At 63.6% G+C, this 18,180-nt stretch carries 18 protein-coding genes; 10 read left to right on the forward strand and 8 right to left on the reverse strand.

What is annotated here, in order from left to right:
• Nucleotides 1-68 precede the first annotated feature (68 nt).
• Entirely contained in the window at nt 69-836 is a 768-nt protein-coding gene (locus P9236_RS00450; RefSeq protein WP_278072643.1) for a FadR/GntR family transcriptional regulator, read from the forward strand.
• Nucleotides 837-854: 18 nt separating this feature from the next.
• Here the strand turns inward: P9236_RS00450 and P9236_RS00455 are convergent, their stop codons facing one another.
• Complete coding sequence (locus P9236_RS00455; protein ID WP_347405162.1) at nt 855-2,024, reverse strand: NAD(P)-dependent oxidoreductase; 1,170 nt, start codon at nt 2,022-2,024, stop codon at nt 855-857.
• On the opposite strand from P9236_RS00455, the gene P9236_RS00460 reads away from it, so the two are divergent.
• Both P9236_RS00460 and P9236_RS00465 read left to right on the forward strand, forming a co-directional pair.
• Complete coding sequence (locus P9236_RS00460; protein WP_278072645.1) at nt 1,950-2,846, forward strand: NAD(P)-dependent oxidoreductase; 897 nt, start codon at nt 1,950-1,952, stop codon at nt 2,844-2,846. The genes P9236_RS00455 and P9236_RS00460 overlap by 75 nt on opposite strands.
• 101 nt (nt 2,847-2,947) lie before the next feature.
• Entirely contained in the window at nt 2,948-3,724 is a 777-nt protein-coding gene (locus tag P9236_RS00465; protein WP_278072646.1) for a FadR/GntR family transcriptional regulator, read from the forward strand.
• Nucleotides 3,725-3,749: 25 nt separating this feature from the next.
• Here P9236_RS00465 and P9236_RS00470 read toward each other — a convergent pair whose 3' ends face one another.
• Nucleotides 3,750-4,037: a DUF3175 domain-containing protein gene (locus tag P9236_RS00470; protein WP_278072647.1), complete on the reverse strand. Its 288-nt coding sequence runs from the start codon at nt 4,035-4,037 to the stop codon at nt 3,750-3,752.
• Nucleotides 4,038-4,265: 228 nt separating this feature from the next.
• Here P9236_RS00470 and P9236_RS00475 point away from each other — a divergent pair, with 228 nt between their 5' ends.
• The 7 genes from P9236_RS00475 to P9236_RS00505 all read left to right on the forward strand — a co-directional run bounded on the left by P9236_RS00475 (nt 4,266) and on the right by P9236_RS00505 (nt 12,145).
• On the forward strand, nt 4,266-5,438 hold the full coding sequence (locus tag P9236_RS00475) for an MFS transporter (RefSeq protein ID WP_278073046.1): 1,173 nt from the start codon (nt 4,266-4,268) through the stop codon (nt 5,436-5,438).
• A 152-nt stretch (nt 5,439-5,590) separates the two neighbouring features.
• Nucleotides 5,591-6,619, forward strand: a complete 1,029-nt coding sequence (locus tag P9236_RS00480) for a LacI family DNA-binding transcriptional regulator (protein ID WP_278072648.1) — start codon at nt 5,591-5,593, stop codon at nt 6,617-6,619.
• A 269-nt stretch (nt 6,620-6,888) separates the two neighbouring features.
• On the forward strand, nt 6,889-8,013 hold the full coding sequence (locus tag P9236_RS00485; protein ID WP_278072649.1) for a sugar ABC transporter substrate-binding protein: 1,125 nt from the start codon (nt 6,889-6,891) through the stop codon (nt 8,011-8,013).
• A gap of 76 nt (nt 8,014-8,089) precedes the next feature.
• A complete protein-coding gene (locus P9236_RS00490; RefSeq protein ID WP_278072650.1) occupies nt 8,090-9,637 on the forward strand; it encodes a sugar ABC transporter ATP-binding protein in 1,548 nt (515 codons plus the stop codon).
• Nucleotides 9,634-10,614 (forward strand): ABC transporter permease, encoded by a 981-nt coding sequence (locus P9236_RS00495; protein ID WP_278072651.1) that lies wholly within the window; start codon nt 9,634-9,636, stop codon nt 10,612-10,614. Before P9236_RS00490 ends, P9236_RS00495 begins: the two co-directional genes overlap by 4 nt.
• Complete coding sequence (locus tag P9236_RS00500) at nt 10,611-11,597, forward strand: ABC transporter permease (protein ID WP_278072652.1); 987 nt, start codon at nt 10,611-10,613, stop codon at nt 11,595-11,597. The genes P9236_RS00495 and P9236_RS00500 overlap by 4 nt, the downstream gene beginning before the upstream one ends.
• Before the next feature lie 80 nt (nt 11,598-11,677).
• Nucleotides 11,678-12,145 (forward strand): gluconokinase, encoded by a 468-nt coding sequence (locus P9236_RS00505; protein ID WP_278073047.1) that lies wholly within the window; start codon nt 11,678-11,680, stop codon nt 12,143-12,145.
• A gap of 27 nt (nt 12,146-12,172) precedes the next feature.
• Here the strand turns inward: P9236_RS00505 and P9236_RS00510 are convergent, their stop codons facing one another.
• From P9236_RS00510 to cysT, 6 genes are all read right to left on the reverse strand, one after another.
• Nucleotides 12,173-13,321: a hypothetical protein gene (locus P9236_RS00510; RefSeq protein ID WP_278072653.1), complete on the reverse strand. Its 1,149-nt coding sequence runs from the start codon at nt 13,319-13,321 to the stop codon at nt 12,173-12,175.
• 96 nt (nt 13,322-13,417) lie between these two features.
• On the reverse strand, nt 13,418-13,867 hold the full coding sequence (locus tag P9236_RS00515) for an Rrf2 family transcriptional regulator (protein WP_040970141.1): 450 nt from the start codon (nt 13,865-13,867) through the stop codon (nt 13,418-13,420).
• Between the two features lie 245 nt (nt 13,868-14,112).
• Nucleotides 14,113-15,099, reverse strand: a complete 987-nt coding sequence (locus tag P9236_RS00520; RefSeq protein WP_278072654.1) for a sulfate ABC transporter substrate-binding protein — start codon at nt 15,097-15,099, stop codon at nt 14,113-14,115.
• 199 nt (nt 15,100-15,298) lie between these two features.
• Nucleotides 15,299-16,339, reverse strand: a complete 1,041-nt coding sequence (locus tag P9236_RS00525) for a sulfate/molybdate ABC transporter ATP-binding protein (protein WP_278072655.1) — start codon at nt 16,337-16,339, stop codon at nt 15,299-15,301.
• Nucleotides 16,340-16,409: 70 nt separating this feature from the next.
• Nucleotides 16,410-17,294, reverse strand: a complete 885-nt coding sequence (gene cysW, locus P9236_RS00530) for a sulfate ABC transporter permease subunit CysW (protein ID WP_278072656.1) — start codon at nt 17,292-17,294, stop codon at nt 16,410-16,412.
• The gene (gene cysT / locus P9236_RS00535; protein ID WP_278072657.1) at nt 17,287-18,138 is read right to left on the reverse strand and encodes a sulfate ABC transporter permease subunit CysT; all 852 of its coding nucleotides are present in this window, start codon (nt 18,136-18,138) and stop codon (nt 17,287-17,289) included. Before cysT ends, cysW begins: the two co-directional genes overlap by 8 nt.
• Nucleotides 18,139-18,180 lie beyond the last annotated feature (42 nt).

Genomic DNA, 18,180 nt, shown 5'->3' on the forward strand with positions numbered 1-18,180 from the left:
GTGCGCCCGAAATTTCTTGGCGGATGATTGCGGGCGGCCTGCCCGCGACGGGAGGCACCGGGACGCGGATGCCACGAGAAAAGTCAGGGAAGCGCCTGGCCGAACCGGTTCAGCCGGCTACGATCCGCAGGCCCGAGGCGACACGGATCGCCGGCCTCAGTGTGCATGCCTCGCTGGCGGGCGAGATCGGCCTCAGGATCGTGCGTGGCGACTACCCTCCCGGCACCATCCTGCCCAACGAAGCCAAATGGTCGGAAACCTTCAACGTCAGCCGCTCGGCAGTGCGCGAGGCGATCAAGATGCTGATGGCCAAGAGCCTGCTCTCCTCGCGGCCGAAGATCGGCAGTTGGGTCGAGCCAAGGGAGCGGTGGAACCTGCTCGACCGCGACGTGCTCGCCTGGTACGCCACGTCGCCCGACCGCGAAGTGTTCCTGAGGACGGTGCAGGAGTTCCGCCACATCATCGAACCGGAGGCGGCCGCCTTCGCGGCGACGCGGCGCTCCGACGAGCAGATGATCGAGATCAGCCAGGCCTGCCGCGAGATGGGGGAGGCGATGCATTTCCAGGAGCGCACGCGTGCCGATACGCGCTTCCATATCGCCATCCTGCGCGCTTCGGGCAACGAGCTTTTGGTGCCGCTCGGCGTGCTGATCGAGTCGGCGCTCGACCATCTCTTCGTCTTCGTCACGCGCGAACACAGCGACCAGCGGCGGGCCCAGTCCCTGCACGAGGCGATCGAGCGGAACATCCGCCTGCAGCGCCCCGCCGCCGCGAGAAGCGCGGTGCACAAGCTGCTCGCCAACACCGACGAGGTGATCGGGCGGTCGCGGCGGTGAGGACTCGTCCGGCGGGCGTCAGATCTTCTGCTTCACGCCGTCCTTCGACGGCATCAGGTCGACGCCGTTGAGCTTGCCGACATGGGTCGCCAGCATCGGCACATACTGGTCGGCCGGTCCGGCGGCGAAAGCGGTCGCGAACGAGTTCTTGGTGGCGTTGCCCAGCGGGTTGGCAATGCCGGCAGCGCCTGCCATCGATTCCAGATAGGTCAAATCCTTGAAGGCATTGGCGATGGAGAATTTATGCGCGTCGCGATCGCCCTCCAGCGTCCAGCGCATGAAGGTCTGATAGAAACCGCAATCCATGCGACCGTTGCGGATCACACTGTCGAAGCGCGGCGGCGAGATGCCGACCTTCTGCGCCAAGGCGAGCGCCTCCGAATAGATCGCCGCGTAACCCAGCGAGATGAAATTGTTGAGCAGCTTCATGCGGTGGCCGTCCCCGGTGTCTCCGATATGGACTATGCGGCCGGCCCAGGTCTCGATCACCGGCTTCAGCCTGGCGAACACCGCGTCGGGCGCGCCGACCATGGCGTCGAGCGTGCCTTCCCAGGCCTCCTTCGGCGTGCGGCTGAGCGGCGCGTCGACATAGTCGACGCCGAGCGCCTTGAGCTCGGCGGCGAGCGCCATGGTGGAGACAGGGTCGGATGTCGAGCAGTCGACCACCACGGCGCCTTTTCTCAATCCTTCCTTCAGTCCGCCGGGGCCACGTATGATCGCCTCCACCTCGCGCGAGCCGGTGACGCAGATGAAGACGATGTCGGACGCCGCCGCCACCTCGCGAGAAGTCGATGCTTCTTTGGCGCCGCGGCCGATCAGGTCTTCCGCCGGCTTGCGGTTCTTGCGGCCAAGGAAGGTCAGCGGATAGCCCTTGTCGACGATGTTCTTGGCGATGCCGTGCCCCATCAGGCCGAGGCCGATGAAACCGATGTTTTCGCGGGCAGCGGTGGTGGTCATGTCGTTTCGTTCCTGTTTTTTTGATGGTCGGCGCCGGCCGGACCGGCCGGCGAGCGATTGCTGGAGAAGGTTTTCGCGGATCGCGGTTGGCAGGCGATTGCGGAATACCATATTGTCTGACAATACACATAATTCTCGTGCAATGTGGAGAGCAAAATGACGAAGCGGATCATGTTCACCGGCGGCAGCGGCAAGGCCGGCCGCCATGTAGTCCAGTACCTGGTCGAGCATGGCTGCCAGGTGCTCAACATCGACACCAAGCCGCTCGACAACTCGAAGGTGCGCACGCTGATCACCGACATCACCGACAGCGGCCAGGTGTTCAATGCGCTGTCGAGCTATGCGGGGCTGCACGAGTTCGATCCGTCGCTGCGGGCGCAGCCAGTCGATGCCGTGGTGCATTTCGCCGCCATCCCGCGCATCATGATCACGCCCGACAACGAGGTGTTCCGCATCAACGCGATGGGCACCTACAACGTCATCGAGGCGGCTGTGAAGCTCGGCATCCGCAAGGTGATCATCGCTTCCAGCGAGACGACCTACGGCCTGGTCTTCGCCAACGAACCGCGCAACCCGACGCATTTCCCGCTCGACGAGGACTACGACGTCGACCCGATGGACAGCTACGCGCTGTCGAAGATCGTCAACGAGAAGACGGCGCGCGCCTTCGCGCTGCGCAGCGGTTTCGACATCTATGCGCTGCGCATCGGCAACGTCATCGAGCCGCATGAATATGCGCTGTTCCCAAAATGGTTCGCCGATCCGGGTTTCCGCAAGCGTATCGCCTGGAGCTATATCGATGCCCGCGATCTTGGCCAGATCACCTTGCGCGCCATCGAGAAGGACGGATTGGGCTATCAGGTGTTCAACGCCGCCAACGACGACACCTCGTCCGACCTACCGACGGCGGAGCTGCTGAAGCGTTTCTATCCGGGCGTGCCGGTGAAAGCCGAGCTCGGTGAATTCGAGACGCTGCTGTCGAACCGCAAAGCTCGGGAGGTGCTCGGCTTCCGCTCCGAACACAGCTGGCGCAAATACGTCAAGAGTGCGTGAAGGGAGCCAAGCCCCGGCTGAGCTGTGCACATCCCGGCATCTTGCGGCAAAGCCAGCCTTGCCGTGCTTGACAGCTTCTGAAAACCGGACTTTCTGGATATATGCGGGACGCAAAGCCGAACAACGAAAAAAGGGCGACGAGAGTGGCATCCGCCGATCGTATGGCGGGCGTTCGTCGGCCGGATGCGCCGCGCATCCCGGGCGCCAGCGTGCATACGTCGCTGGCCAGCGAAATCGGCCTCCGGATCGTACGCGGCGACTATCCGCCTGGCACCATCCTGCCCAACGAAGCAAAATGGTCGGAGACTTTCGACGTCAGCCGTTCCGCGGTGCGCGAGGCGATCAAGATGCTGATGGCCAAGAGCCTTCTGGCGTCGCGGCCAAAGATCGGCAGCTGGGTGGAGCCGAAGGAGCGCTGGAACCTGCTCGACCGCGACGTGCTCGCCTGGTACGCGACCTCGCCGGATCGCGAGGTCTTCCTGAAGACGGTGCAGGAATTCCGCCATATCATCGAGCCGGAGGCGGCCGCTTTCGCGGCGATGCGGCGCACTGACGAGCAGATGGCCGAGATCAGCCAAACGTGCCGCGAGATGGGCGAGGCGACCAGCCTGCAGGAACGCACGCGCGCCGACACGCGCTTCCACCTCGCCATTCTGCGGGCCTCGGGCAACGATCTCCTGGTGCCGCTCGGCGTCCTGATCGAATCCGCTTTCGACCACCTCTTCGCCTATACGACACGCGAGCTGGACGACCTGCAGCACGCCCAGAAACTGCACGAAGCGATCGAGAGGAACATCCGGCTGCAGCGGCCGGATGCGGCGCGCAACGCCGTGCGCAAGCTGCTTGCCAATACCGACGACGTCATCCGTTCGCGCTGAGGCTCGCCGGGATTCAGGTCAGGCCTCAATCCTGCTTTTCGCGCCCGAAGGCGACGCGCAACTCGTCCTTGGCCTTTTCCAGCACCCGCTTACGCTCCTCCGGCAGATTCCTGCCGGCGCGGTTGATGTAGAAATTCAGCATCGACATCGCGGAGCGGAACGGCTCCGCCTTGCGGCGGTGGCTGTGCTCGGCCGAGCGCTTCAACGAAGCGGCGATCTTCCTGGCATCGTCGGATTCGAAGACATGCTCCTCGAGATCCAGCGCATCGCTGTGTTTGGTCACTTCGGCCGACCATTTCTTCCTGGCGGTCATGGTGAAGCTCCTTCCTGGGGCACAACTCCCCTCAGGCACAACTCGGGGCAGCATGGCCGGTTCCAAGTTTCTGGAGCCACGGATTTGCCGGTCGTGGCGCTGCTCGATGCGGGAAATGGGCAGATAGTGGTCCGGACTGCCGACGCGGGAACATTAATAGGAAATGCCTTGACGATAACCTCCGGAAGCGCGGCAAACAGCCCCGGCATCGACAGTAGCTATGCATGGATGCGGCTTGCCGTTTCGGTGCTGCTGGCGACGATAGGCGGCGCCGGCATGTGGGCGGTGGTCGTCGTCCTGCCCGCCGTCCAGGCCGAGTTTGGCGTCGATCGCGCGGCAGCCTCGATGCCTTACACCGCGACGATGGTCGGCTTTGCCGCCGGCAATGCGCTGGTCGGACGCGCCATCGACCGCATGGGCTACTGGATACCGGCGCTTGCCTCCGCGCTGGCGCTCAGCGCGGGCTTTCTTCTTGCCTCGCTCACCACGTCGATCCTGATATTCACCCTCGTCCAGGGGCTTTTGATCGGCGTAGGCACGTCGGCGATCTTCGGACCGCTGATCGCCGACGTCTCGCACTGGTTCAATCGCCGCCGTGGCGTCGCGGTGACCGCGGCCGCCTCCGGCAGCTACCTTGCCGGCGCTGTCTGGCCAACCGTCATGCCCTATGTCATGCAAAGCGGGGGCTGGCGGTTCACCTATGCAACGATCGGGGTGATCTGCCTTGTGACCATGGTGCCGCTGGTGCTGATGCTGCGGCGCCGCGCGCCGCGCGAGGTGGCTCAAGGCTCGCCGGGCAGCCGGCCGGTTCACCCGATATCGCTGTCGCCGCCAGCGCTGCAAATGCTTCTGGTCGTTGCCGGATTCGGCTGCTGCATGGCGATGGCTATGCCGCAGGTGCATATCGTCGCCTACTGCATGGATCTCGGCTACGGCGTCGCGCGCGGCGCCGACATGCTGTCGATCATGCTGGCGGCGGGTGTCGTAAGCCGCATCGGCTCGGGCTTTCTCGCCGACCGCATCGGCGCGGTGAAGACGCTGCTCATTGGCTCGGCGCTGCAGTGCCTGTCACTGCTCTTCTACATTCCCTTCGACGGGCTTGCCTCTCTCTATGTGGTCTCGCTGGTGTTCGGCCTGTCGCAAGGCGGCATCGTTCCCTGCTATGCGATCATAGTGCGCGACTACATGCCGGCAAAGGAAGCCGGACAGCGCGTCGGCATCGTCATGATGGCAACGATCTTCGGCATGGCGGTCGGCGGCTGGATGTCGGGCTGGATCTACGATCTCACCGGCTCCTATGCCGCGGCGTTCCTCAACGGCATCGCCTGGAATCTGGTCAATCTCACGGCCGTCCTGCTCCTCATGTGGAAGGCGAGGCGGAGCGCCGAAGCGCTGGCTTGATATCCGTCAGGTGGCTGGGACAGCCTGACCATCGCTTGACAAGAGCCATCGCCTGCGCGACCCAGATCGGATGGGACGGGCTGCGGGATGTTGGCTAAGATGTTGACGGTCGGCCCGCTGCCGCGCCGCTTACGCGCAGAAAGGGCAGGGTTGTGACAAAGCCCCGCTCACGCCGCGGCGGGGGTCGCCCGACCATCGCCGACGTGGCGCTCAAGGCGGGTGTGGGCGCCATTACCGTGTCGCGCGCCCTGCGCGAGCCTGGGCGGGTTTCGGAAGATCTGCGCCGCCAGATACAGGCCGCTGTCGACGAGCTCGGCTATGTGCCGGATCCCAATGCGCGGGCGCTGGCCTCGGCGCGCGCGGAAGTCTTCGGCGTGCTGGTGCCATCGCTCACCAACAACGTCTTTGCCGAAGTGGTGCGCGGCATCTATGACAGCCTCTCCGATGGTCCGTTCCGCATTCAGCTCGGCAACACGCACTACTCGGGTCTGGAGGAAGAGCGGCTGCTGCAGGTGTTTGCCCTGCAGCGCCCGGCGGCACTGATCGTTGCCGGTATCGACCAGACGCCGCAGTCGCGAAAACTGCTGGAGACGGCCGGCTGCCCGGTGGTGCAAGTCATGGAAACCGGACCGGATCCGATCGATATGCTCGTCGGCTTCTCGCATTTCGACGGCGGCCGGGCGGCCACCGAGCATCTGATCGAAGCGGGCTACAGGCGGATCGGCTTCATCGGCGCGCGCATGGATCCGCGCTCGCAGCGACGCCTTGCCGGCTATCGCGCGGCGATGGAGGCGGCCGGCCTGTTCGACCCCCGTCTGGTCACCACCACGCCGCTGTTGTCCAGCGTGACGCTCGGGCGCGAGCTTCTGCGCGATGCATTGGCCAAGATGCCGGCGCTCGATGGCGTCTTCTGCAACAATGACGATATTGCGCTCGGCGTTCTGTTCGAATGCCACCGCGCCGCGATCGCAGTGCCGAAGACGATCGGCATCGTCGGCTTCAACGATCTCGACATGATGCAGGCGGCCTTTCCGTCGGTCACCAGCGTTCGCACGCATCGCTATGAAATCGGCCGCCGGGCGGTGGCGATGGCGCTTGCCGCGATCGCCGGCCAAAGGCCGCAGCAGCGGGTCGTCGACCTCGGTTTCGAGCTCATACGCCGAGAGAGCACCATTCGCTGAAACACGCAGAGGCGACTGTGCAAATGCCGGTTTACAGCCTTTAATGGTAGCGCTACCATTTTTATATGAAGTCTGTTTATTATACATAAGCAACAGCTCATGCTTGTTTATTATGTATAATATGATAGTTTCATGAGCCGCCTGGAGGGAATGGGAGAGGGAAAGGAGGGACGGCCGTAAGCCGCCTCGCAAACGTATCGGATTGGCAGGAGGGTGCCGTCCGACCGCCACATATTCAACAAGCAGAACTGCAACTGGGAGGAATACCGATGATCAAGTCACTTGCTGGCGGCGTCATTGCCGCCACTGCATTCGTCATGCTGAGTTCTTCGGCGATAGCCGGTCCGGAAATCGTCAAAGGACCGTCCGCCGAGCCCGACTGCTTCGCGCCGTGGGCGGCCGACACGCAGTTCTTCAAATATCCGAAGAAGGATGGGCCGTACCGTATCGCGCTCGCCAACGGCTATATCGCCAACACTTGGCGCATCCAGATGATCCAGACGGCCAAGGCCTATGCCGCGCAGCCGGACGTTGCCAAGAAACTCAAGGAATTCAAGGTGGTATCGACCGGCGAGGATGTGCCGGCGCAGATTTCGGCGATCAACAACTTCATCGACTCCGGCTTCGACGCGATCGTCGTCAACGCCCAGAATCCGACGGCGTTCGGGCCGGTCATCAAGCGCGCCAAGGAAGCCGGCGTCATTCTCGTCGCTTTCGACAACATCCTCGACACCAAGGACGCCATCAACGTCAACGTCGACCAGAAAGGCCTCGGCGAGTTGTGGGGCAAGTGGCTGGTCGCGCATGTGCCGAATGGCGGGAAAGTGCTCGAGGTGCGCGGCGTTGCCGGTACCTCCGTCGACACCGACCGGCACAACGGTATCCACGAGGTGCTCGACGGGTCCGGCAAGAAGTGGGATGTCACCGAGGTCGTGGGCAAGTGGGATGACGGCGTGGCGCAAAAGGCCACCGCCGACGCCATCGCCACCAGCGGACCATTCGACGGCATCACGGGACAGGGCGGCGACACCGGCATCGTGCAGGCGATGATCGACGCCAAGCATCCGTTCGTGCCGTTCGGCGGCGAAACGGAAAATGGCTTCCGCAAATTCTGCGCGGCGCATGCGGGAGATGGGTTGAAATGTTCGTCGGCCGGCACCGGCCCGGCCCAGGTCGCGGTCGCCATCAAGACGGCGATTGCCGCTCTCGAAGGCAATGTCGTGCCGCAGTCGGTGAAACTGCCGCTGGCTATCGTCGAGGACCCGAACTTCAAGGCGGGACAGGATTTCTTCCCGGACCAGTCCGACAATTTCTTCGTCGGCAATTCCTTCCCGACCTGCGGCATCAATTTCACCGCACAGGAAATCATGGGCCAGACCAAGGAAAACAAGTAGCCTTATCCTGTCGGCGCCGCGGGATGATCGCGGCGCCGGCTCTCGATGCCAATCGCGAACTGGCCTGGGAGGGCTGATGGACGGCGCGGCTCCGCTCTTCCGCATGGAAGGCATATCCAAGCGCTATGGCGGCGTGCGGGCCTTGGAAAAGGCCGACCTCACGGTCACGGCCGGCAGCATCCACGCAATCCTCGGCGAAAACGGCGCCGGCAAATCGACTTTGATCAAGGTCATGGCCGGTGTCGTCGCGCCGGACGAAGGTACCATGACCCTGGACGGCCGCGAGGTGACATTTGCATCGCCGGCCGCCGCGAACCAGGCAGGCATCGTCTGCATCTTCCAGGAGCTGTCGCTCATTCCGGAGCTCAGCGTCGCCGACAACATTGTCATTTCCGGTCCGCCGAAACGCTTCGGCATGATTGATCGCAAGGCGCAGCGGCGGATCGCGGAAGAGGCGCTTGCCCGCGCGGGCGCCTCCGATATCCACCCGCTGGCGCTGATCAAGGATCTGCCGCTCTCGCGCCGGCAGATGGTCGAGATCGCCAAGGCGCTGGCCAGGAAGCCGCGCATCCTGATCCTCGACGAAGCGACCTCGGCGCTGACCGCCGCGGATGTCGCGAAGATCTTCGAGGTGCTGAAGCGGCTGCGCGAGGAAGGGCTGGCGCTGCTCTACATCTCGCATCGCATGAATGAGATCGCCGAGCTGGCCGACCAGTGCACGGTGTTCCGCAACGGCCGCAATGTCGCCAGCTATAAAGCTGGGTCCAAGAGCGACAACGAAGTCGTCGAGCTGATGATCGGCCGGGAATACAGCCACATCTTTCCGCCGAAGCCGACCAGGCCTCGGTACGGCGCGGCTCAGGTGCTGGAGGCGCGGAATCTGACATGGGGGGACCGGCTGGACAACATCTCGTTCTCGATCGGTGCCGGCGAGGTCGTCGGGTTGGGCGGGCTGGACGGCCAGGGCCAACGCGAGCTGCTGCTTGCGTTCTTCGGCGTGTTGCGGGGTCTTTCCGGGCAGATCCTGGTCGACGGCAAGCCGGTCTCGATTGCCAGTCCCGCAGCTGCGAGCGACGACCGCATCGGCATGGCGCTGATCCCGGAGGACCGCAAGACGGAAGGGCTGATGCTGCCGATGACGGTGCGCGAGAACCTGTCCTTCGCGGCACTTGACCGGCTGTCCAAGGCCGGCGTCATCGACCGCGCCGCCGAGCAGCGGCTGATCGACGACATGGTCGGGCTGCTGGCGATCAAGACCGCGGGCCTCGACATTCCGGTCGGCGCGCTTTCCGGAGGCAACCAGCAGAAGGTGGTGATCGCCAAATGGCTGATGCGGCAGCCGCGTATCATTCTGCTCAACGATCCGACGCGTGGCATCGATGTCGGCACGAAACAGGAGCTTTATCAGCTGATGCGCAAGCTGGCCGACGCGGGCGCCGCGATCCTGTTCTATTCCACCGACTATGACGAACTGATCGGTTGCTGCGATCGCGTGCTGGTGCTCTACGACGGCACCATCAAAAGAGTACTTGCCGGCGCCGAGATCACCGAGCATGCGCTGATCGCCAGCGCGCTGAATATCCACAGCGGAAGTGACCGGCCATCGCAGGGAGAGGGCGCGTGAAGGATTGGCGCTATTGGCTGGCCGAACAGCGCGGAACATTGCTCGCTTTCGGCATCTTTATCGTCATGTTCGCGATCTACAGCGCGAACCACCCGGCCGGCTTCACCGCCAATGTCGTGCAGACGGCGGCAAACAAGGGTGTCCTGCTTGCTTTTGTCGCCATGGCGCAGACGCTCGTGGTGATCACCGCCGGCATCGATCTCTCGGTCGGCATGATCTTCACGCTGACCAACTGCATGGCTTCCTGGCTGGTGCTCGGCACCGGGCTCGAAACGGCGTTCGGGGTGGTGGCCGTGCTCGGCACCGGGCTTGTCTGCGGGGCGATCAACGGCGCCATCGTGATCTATGGACGCCTGCAGCCGATCGTCGCCACGATCGCCACGGGTGCCGTCTATTTCGGGCTGGCGCTGCTTTTGCGACCGGTTCCCGGCGGCTCGGTCAATGAAGACCTCGCCGACTTTCTGACCGGGCGCTTCTTCGGCATAGTGCCGGCCAGCCTACTGGCGCTGTTCGTCGTCGTGCTGGTCGTCTGGGTACCGTTCAGCCGCTCCGAACTCGGTCGCGCGGCTTACGCTGCCGGCTCGTCCGAGACGGCAGCCTATATGTCGGGCGTACCGATCCGCAGGGGCAAGTTCCTTGCGTATACGCTGGCCGGCCTGCTTGCCGCGATCGGCGGGCTGTTCCTCACCTTCTTCACCTATACGGGCGAAGCCGCCTATGCCAGCGGCAATGCCTACACGCTGTTCTCCATCGCGGCCGTCGTGCTCGGTGGCGTTTCTTTGTTTGGCGGCAAAGGCAGCGCCATCGGCGCGATTTTCGGCGCGCTCGCCTTCCGCACCATCGGCGACCTCCTGTTCGTCTTCGATTTCGATCCGCTCTGGCAGCCGCTGTTCCAGGGCATTATCCTGTTGATCGCGGTCAGCCTCGGCGCGTTCGCGCTGTTCAGGGTGCGCAACCGGCTGGAGTGGTTCCTGTGAGCGAAACGACGCTTGGCGGCATCGCCAGCCGCATGCCGAAATTCATCCGCCGCGCCGATCCGGCGGTTGCGACCGCCTTTGCATGCATCGTGATCCTGCTTCTGGTGGGCAGTCTCTATTCGCGCAGTTTTCTCTCGCCGGAATATCTCCTGCAGCAACTGAAGGTGGCCTCGTTCCTCGGCGTGATCGCCACCGGCATGATGCTGGTCATCCTGCTCGGGCAGATCGACCTGTCGGTGCCGTGGTCGGTGGCGACCGGCGCCATGATGGCTTGTGCCGCCGCTGCCTACGGACCGGTCGGTGTTGCCCTTGCCATCCCGTTCGGCATCCTGTGTGGGGTGGCGATCGGCATCGTGAACGGCATCGGCGTCGCATATCTGCGCATTCCCTCGATGATCATCACCTTGGCCACCAACGCCGTCGCGCAAGGGCTGATGGTGGTCTATACGGGCGGGTTCTCGCCGCAGGATTCGGCGACGGCGGCAATGCGTTACCTCGCAACCGGTTTTACCATTTCGGGGGTCCCCAACGCCGTGATCATCTGGGCGCTGATAGGAGCGGCCATGGTCTTCGTGCTGACCCGCACCAGCTTCGGCCGCGCCGTCTACGGTATCGGCAATCGCGAGCGGGCCGCCTATCTTTCCGGCATCGACACCCGTCGTGTGGTGATGATTGCCTTTGCCGTGTCCGGCGGACTCTCGGCCTTCGGCGGCGTGCTTCTGGCAGGCTACGCCTCGAAGGCCGCGCAGTCGATGGGCGATGCCTATCTCCTGCCGTCGATCGCCGCGGTGGTGCTGGGCGGCACCTCGATCCTCGGCGGACGCGGCTCCTATCTCGGCACCGTCGCCGGCGTGATCCTGATCACGCTGCTGCAGTCGATCCTGTCCGTCATGCAGATGCCGGAGGCGGGGCGGCAGATCATCTACGGCCTCGTGATCGTCGCCATGCTTTTGCTCTACGGCCGCGCGCCGGCAAGTCGCTGATCTTGGATGAAGGATTGGCAAGGCCACAACCATCGGAGGCTCGATTGAACGACATCCGATCAGCGCCGGCCATCGTCGGGATGGGAGTTGCCGGCTGCGGCAAGACGGTCGTCGGCGAGGCGCTGGCCGAGGCGTTGGGCGCTGTCTTCATCGAAGGCGACCGGTTGCATCCGCCGGAAAACGTGGCACGCATGGCGCGCGGCGAGCCGCTGACGGACGCATTGCGCGAGAGCTGGCTCGACGCCATCGGCGAGCGCATCGCGGCTTCCGTCGCCGACGGACGGAAGGCCGTGGCGGCCTGCTCGGCGCTGAAGCGCAGCTACCGCGACAGGCTGCGCCGCTTTTGCCCGGGGATCGTCTTCCTCTATCTCAAAATCGATCGTGAGACGGCCTGGCACCGGGTCGCTGGCCGCAAAGGCCATTTCATGCCGGCAAGCCTGGTCGACAGCCAGTTCGCGACGCTGGAAGAGCCTGGCCCGGATGAGTTCGCCGTGACGGTGGATGCGACGCGGACCGTGGCCGCGATCGTGAAGGAAGTCCTTGGCTAATTTAGAACGTCAGCAATCGAATTTGCTTCAAGCGGCGTCGCCGCCGATCGCAGGTTGATCCTGTCGCCCGGTGAGCCGATTGGCGCCGGACCAGGCCATCATCTGATCGGGGTATAATTTGATCGCTTCCAGCAGACGGTCGCGCTTGAGCAGGATGTAGCCCGCCAGCAGGACGAGGTTCTTTGCCGTCACGTCCTTTGCCGGCGAGGACGCGGATCGAGCGGCGTTGGGCTTCAGCTCGGGGCTGACGATCGCGCGGTACTCGCGAAAGGGCACGGTCTCCAAGGTCGACATGGCAAACAGCGCTGCACCTGCGCGCGCCGCGAAATTCGCTGGCGCCGAGGCAAGGTGAGTCCAGCCATGCTCGCCCATGGCAAGCTCCGTGAAGGTGGAGCCCGCGTAGATGGTGTTGGTCATCAGCACGACGCCGTTCTCCTTCAGCGCCTTCTGGATGCGCGCCGTGACCTGGTAGGCGTCGGCGCGCTCGAAGACCATGCGGCTTTTCAGGAAGCGGTTTTCGACCTCGACCAGTGGCCTGTTGATCACATGCAGGCCGAATTTGCTTTCCGAAAAGCCATGGAAAGTGACGCTCACCTGGTGCGCCCCGATGCCGGCTTCGAAGAGGGCGCGCTTACCGATGATGGTCTGGGCGATGAACTGATCGCACCAGACGATGGCGCCGCGGCCGCGCTGCAAGGCCTCGCGCAAGCCGTCGAGCCCTTCCAGCCGGATAGAGGGCGACCAGAGGCGAGGGACGAGATGAGCGGCGAGCATCAGGCGGCGGCGATGCGCGGCGGCGAGATGGCCCCTGAAAAGGCTTTGCGTGTCGACGTCATCGCCAAGCACCGCTTTGATCGCGACATCATAGCGCGCGAATTCCCTGCGAAAATGGCGCTTGCGCCGAAGCGTCGAAACCCGATCGCAGATCGGCGCCCACCAGGCGACGGGCAGCAGCGCCGCCACGCCGAGATAGAACAAGGACAGCAGGCTTTCCCGCAGATCCCTGTTGGAGAAGCGGCGCAATTTGCCGGGGCGAACGAGCTTGCGGCTGAAGAAGCGGACGGTTTCGTCGCGCTCCGGCACCAACACGTCGGCGATGATCTCGGTATGATAGACGTTTGGAGATGAAGGTTGCCGGCTGGCCCTGCGGGAATTGCCTAGCCAAGGCAGCCTCATGCGTCAGGTACCCCCAAACCTTGTTCCATCCGTCAGCCGCTTTACTGCGTCTGTCGAGGAGAGACAACCAAACGGTATGGCGCCGCGGCTGAGTGGTCAGATCTGCGAAGTGAGTTCGGCCGGGAAATCGTCGTTGTCGGCGTCTCGCATGGCGGCGAGACTGCGATTGTCGAGCACCTCGGCGATCGCCTGGCGCACTTCCAGCATCATATGGCGGACCTGGCACGTCGCCTCGTCACAATCCTCGCAGCGCTGGTATTGCGTGCGGCTCGCGCAAGGGATCGGCGCCAGCGGACCATCGAGCACGCGCACGACATGGCCGATCTTGATCTCGGAGGCGGGCCTGGCCAGGCGATAGCCGCCTTCCTTGCCCTTGCGGCTTTGCACGAAACCGGCATTGCGCAATTCGCCGAGGATCGCGTCCAGGAATTTCTTCGGGATGTTGTTGGCGACCGCTATGTCATTGACGAATGCAAGCTGACCAGCCGGCAGGCTGGCAAGATGCACGAGGGCCTTGAGGCCGTATTTGCCTTTTTTGGTCAGCATGCCCGATTCAGTTCATCAAACCCCAATCGCCCTGCATCTGGCGGTTGTTTGTGTGCAAATCATGACAGTTCGGCTGTGCAGCGTATTTTGGCACAACAATTCGCCCGCACAGGTGTAGGCACAAACGCGTTGATTCTTCGTAACGTTTTCACACTGGTTGTGGGATTTCCCCGACAAAACGATGCCAGCGCCAGACATACAGAAAGCCGGCAAAAGCCGGCTCTCCTGCTTCCTATGATTGTGGATCAGCGACTGCCGTAGGCCTGGTCGAGCAAGCCGCCGGCCGCGAAATGCTCTTTCTGCACATTGTCCCAGCCGCCGAACACCTCGTCCACCGTCAACAGGCGGACGTCGGGAAATTCGGCCTTGTATTTCGCCGCGACGGCAGCGTCGCGAGCCCGCAGGCCGTTGCGGGCGGCAATGTCCTGGCCCTCGGGCGAATAGAGGAAATCGAGATAGGTCTTGGCGAGATCGCGGCTGCCGTGCTCGTCGGCGACCTTGTCGACGATCGCCACCGGAAATTCGGCCAACAGGCTGACCGAAGGCGTGACCTGTTCGAACTTGTCGTCACCATATTCCTTGCGGATGCCGCGCGTCTCCGACTCGAAGGTGATCAGCACGTCGCCGATCTCGCGCTGCACGAAAGTGGTGGTGGCGGCGCGGCCACCGGTGTCGAAGATCGGCACGTTGTTGAACAGCTTGGTGATGAACTCCTTCACCTTAGCGTCATCGCCCTTGAAGGCTTCCTTGGCGTAGGCGGTGGCGGCCAGATAAGTGTAGCGCGCATTTCCGGAAGTCTTCGGATTAGGGAAGATCACCTGCACATCGTCGCGCACCAAATCGTTCCAGTCCTTGATGTGCTTGGGATTGCCGGCGCGGACCAGGAAGGACGGCAGCGAATAGAAGGGCGAGGCGTTGTCAGGGAAACTTTTCTGCCAATCGGCGGAGACGAGGCCCTTCTTGACCAGAAAATCGACATCGGTGACCTGGTTGAAGGTGACGACATCGGCCGCCAGGCCTTCGGCAATGGCGCGCGCCTGAGCCGAGGTTCCGGCATGCGACTGATCGACGGTCACGCCGGGATGCTTGGCAACGAAGGCCTTGTTGATATCGGCAAACAATTCGCGGCCAACGTCATAGGAGGCATTCAACAGCTTGTCGGCCGACCAGGCCTGGGAGGATGCCAGGACGAGCCCGGCGACAGTGGCGATGCCAATCAATAAGTGCTTCATGGAAATCTCCTTCGGAATGATCGGAACTATGGTGCGACGATAAAAAGGAAAGCCGAGTCCGACGAGGCACGCACTCCGGGAGCCGTTCGGGCAGCTGGAAAATATCCCGCCCGAATAGCGGTTTGGTAGGATTTTCTTCCAACCCGATTCAGGCGGCGGCGCCGCCGCGCGCTGGGGGAAATGGCAAGCGCAAGATACGTCAGGAGGCCGGGAAAAGCTTCCAGCGCCGCGGCCTGAAGGCCACCCGGCTCTTCTGTGCCGCTGGATGGTCGACCGGCAGCTCGATCTCGACGCGCTGGCGTTCGCCGCCGACCTCGAGCTCGACCCGCCTGGTGCCGGCGACGCGCCGGCTGGCGGCGACCGTGCCGGCGATGCAGCCGCTGCAGCCGTCGAGGAGTTCGACATCGTGCGGGCGGAAATAAAGCAGTGCCTCGCCGGATGGCGCGTGCGGCGCCTGCAGGCCGATCGGCCGGTCGGCGATCCAGACCTCGCCATTGTCGACCTTGACCGGCAGCGAGCTCGACTCGCCGATGAAGCTGTAGACGAAAGGCGAGTTTGGCGTGTCGTAGATATCGTCGGCGGTGCCGACCTGCTCGATGCGGCCCTGGCTCATGACGACGACACGGTCGGCGAGCTCGAGCGCCTCTTCCTGGTCGTGGGTGACGAAGACCGTGGTGTGGCCGGTGGCGTCGTGGATCTCGCGCAGCCAGCGCCGCAACTCGCGACGCACCTGCGCGTCGAGCGCGCCGAACGGCTCGTCGAGCAAAAGCACCTTGGGCTCGATCGCCATGGCGCGGGCCAAAGCGACGCGTTGGCGCTGGCCGCCGGAAAGCTGTGCCGGATAGCGTTTTTCCAACCCCGACAGCTGGACGAGGTCTAGGAGTTCGGAGGCGCGGCGGCGGATCTCCTGCGCCGGGGGACGCGCGGCGCCGTGGCGGACCTTCAAGCCGAAGCCGATATTGTCGGCAACCGTCATGTGGCGGAACAGCGCGTAATGCTGAAAGACGAAGCCGACATTGCGCTCCTGGATCGACTTCTGAGAGGCGTCTTCGTCGCCGAAGAAGATGGCACCCTTGGTCGGCCGCTCCAGGCCGGCGATCAGGCGGAGAAGCGTCGTCTTGCCGGAACCGGATGGCCCAAGCAGCGCGATGAGCTCGCCCGACCTGATGTCGAGCGACACGTCGTGGAGCGCCGGAAACCGCTCGAACTCCTTGCGCACGTTGACAACGCGAACTTCCATACAAATCCCTCAGTCAGTTGATGCATGTCGTTGCCCCAAAACCGCTACACACTTTTGGGCGACATGCACCTTAGTGTCCGCGCGTCGCGGCGATCTCGGCGCCGTAACGCATCTCGAGAAGCGTTTTCAAGACCAGCGTCACCAGAGCCAGGCCGGCAAGCAGCGAAGCGACCGCAAAGGCACCGACGGCGTTGTACTCATTGTAGAGAATTTCCACATGCAGCGGCATGGTGTTGGTAAGGCCGCGTATGTGGCCCGACACCACCGATACCGCGCCGAACTCGCCCATGGCGCGGGCATTGCAGAGAAGCACGCCGTAGAGCAGGCCCCATTTGACGTTGGGCAGCGTCACATACCAGAAGGTCTGCCAGCCATTGGCGCCGAGCGAAAGGGCGGCCTCCTCGTCGCCATTGCCTTGTTCCTGCATCAGCGGGATCAGTTCGCGGGCGACGAAGGGGAAGGTGACGAACACGGTGGCCAGAACGATACCCGGCACGGCGAACAGGATGACGATGCCGTGCGCCTTCAGCCAGGCGCCGAGCAGGCCTTGCGCGCCGAAGAGGAGCACGTAGACCAGGCCGGAAATCACCGGCGACACCGAGAAGGGCAGGTCGATCAGCGTGGTCAGGAACGCCTTGCCCTTGAACTCGAACTTGGCGATCGCCCAGGCGGCCGAGATGCCGAAAATGACGTTGAGCGGCACCGAGATCGCCGCCACGAGCAGGGTCAGGCGGATCGCCGATCGCGTGTCGGGGCTGGCAAGCGCCTCCGTGTAGGCACCAATGCCCTTGGCGAGCGCCTCGTGGAAGACGACGATCAGCGGCAGAAGCAGGAAGACGGCGACGAAGGCGAAGGCGATTGCCATCAGCACGGCTTTCACAGGCCGGCTTTCGGTCACCGCCGCCGACTGGCTTTCGTGCAGCGGCTCATAGGATTTGATCTCGGGATCAGCCATAGCGCTTACGGCTCCATGTCTGCACGAGATTGACGACCAGAAGCATCACGAAGGACAGCGCCAGCATGATCGCCGCGATCGCGGTCGCCGCCTCGTAATTGTATTCCTCGAGCCTGATCACGATCAGAAGCGGTGCGATCTCGGACTTGAAGGGCAGATTGCCGGCAATGAAGATCACGGAGCCGTATTCGCCGACGCCGCGGGCGAAAGCGAGCGAGAAGCCGGTGATGATGGCCGGCGCCAGACCCGGGAAGAGCACACGGGTGATGATCTGGAAGCGGTTGGCGCCAAGCGTGGCGGCGGCTTCCTCGACCTCCTTGTCAAGCTCCTCCATGATCGGCTGTACCGTGCGCACGACGAAAGGCAGGCCGATGAACACCAGCGCGATGACGATGCCGAGCGGCGTGTAGGCGACCTTGATGCCGAGCGGCATCAGAAGCTGGCCGATCCAGCCATTCGGCGCATAGAGCGTGGTAAGCGCGATACCGGCGACCGCGGTAGGCAGCGCGAAGGGCAGATCGACCATCGCATCGGCGATGCGGCGGCCCGGGAAACGGTAGCGGACCAGCACCCACGCGACGACCGTGCCGAACACGACATTGACCACGGCGGCAATGAAGGCGGTGCCGAAGCTGATCCTCAGCGCGTTGAGGGTGCGCCGGTCGACGGCGATCGCCCAGAAATCGGTCCAGCCGAGCGCGGCCGAACGCCAGACCAGACCCGAAAGCGGGATGAGGATGATGAGCGTGAGGTAGGCAAGCGAGAAGCCGAGCGTCAATCCGAAGCCCGGAATGACGCTCGGCTGTCTGAACCGCCACCCCGCCTTAGCGGGTGCTGTGGTCATGCTGTTCTGGATCGTCCCTTCTATTCAAACCAGAATGGCTTT

Origin of the sequence: Mesorhizobium sp. WSM4884 (genome assembly GCF_029625675.1) — a bacterium.
In the GTDB taxonomy this organism is placed as follows: Bacteria; Pseudomonadota; Alphaproteobacteria; order Rhizobiales; family Rhizobiaceae; genus Mesorhizobium.

Coding starts and splice junctions, on each gene's coding strand:
- P9236_RS00450 (WP_278072643.1), top strand. CDS start 69: ATGCCACGAGAAAAGTCAGGGAAGCGCCTGGCCGAACCGGTTCAGCCG.
- P9236_RS00460 (WP_278072645.1), top strand. CDS start 1,950: ATGACGAAGCGGATCATGTTCACCGGCGGCAGCGGCAAGGCCGGCCGC.
- P9236_RS00455 (WP_347405162.1), bottom strand. CDS start 2,024: ATGCTCGACCAGGTACTGGACTACATGGCGGCCGGCCTTGCCGCTGCC.
- P9236_RS00465 (WP_278072646.1), top strand. CDS start 2,948: ATGCGGGACGCAAAGCCGAACAACGAAAAAAGGGCGACGAGAGTGGCA.
- P9236_RS00470 (WP_278072647.1), bottom strand. CDS start 4,037: ATGACCGCCAGGAAGAAATGGTCGGCCGAAGTGACCAAACACAGCGAT.
- P9236_RS00475 (WP_278073046.1), top strand. CDS start 4,266: ATGCGGCTTGCCGTTTCGGTGCTGCTGGCGACGATAGGCGGCGCCGGC.
- P9236_RS00485 (WP_278072649.1), top strand. CDS start 6,889: ATGATCAAGTCACTTGCTGGCGGCGTCATTGCCGCCACTGCATTCGTC.
- P9236_RS00490 (WP_278072650.1), top strand. CDS start 8,090: ATGGACGGCGCGGCTCCGCTCTTCCGCATGGAAGGCATATCCAAGCGC.
- P9236_RS00505 (WP_278073047.1), top strand. CDS start 11,678: ATGGGAGTTGCCGGCTGCGGCAAGACGGTCGTCGGCGAGGCGCTGGCC.
- P9236_RS00510 (WP_278072653.1), bottom strand. CDS start 13,321: ATGAGGCTGCCTTGGCTAGGCAATTCCCGCAGGGCCAGCCGGCAACCT.
- P9236_RS00515 (WP_040970141.1), bottom strand. CDS start 13,867: ATGCTGACCAAAAAAGGCAAATACGGCCTCAAGGCCCTCGTGCATCTT.
- P9236_RS00520 (WP_278072654.1), bottom strand. CDS start 15,099: ATGAAGCACTTATTGATTGGCATCGCCACTGTCGCCGGGCTCGTCCTG.
- P9236_RS00525 (WP_278072655.1), bottom strand. CDS start 16,339: ATGGAAGTTCGCGTTGTCAACGTGCGCAAGGAGTTCGAGCGGTTTCCG.
- cysW (WP_278072656.1), bottom strand. CDS start 17,294: ATGGCTGATCCCGAGATCAAATCCTATGAGCCGCTGCACGAAAGCCAG.
- cysT (WP_278072657.1), bottom strand. CDS start 18,138: ATGACCACAGCACCCGCTAAGGCGGGGTGGCGGTTCAGACAGCCGAGC.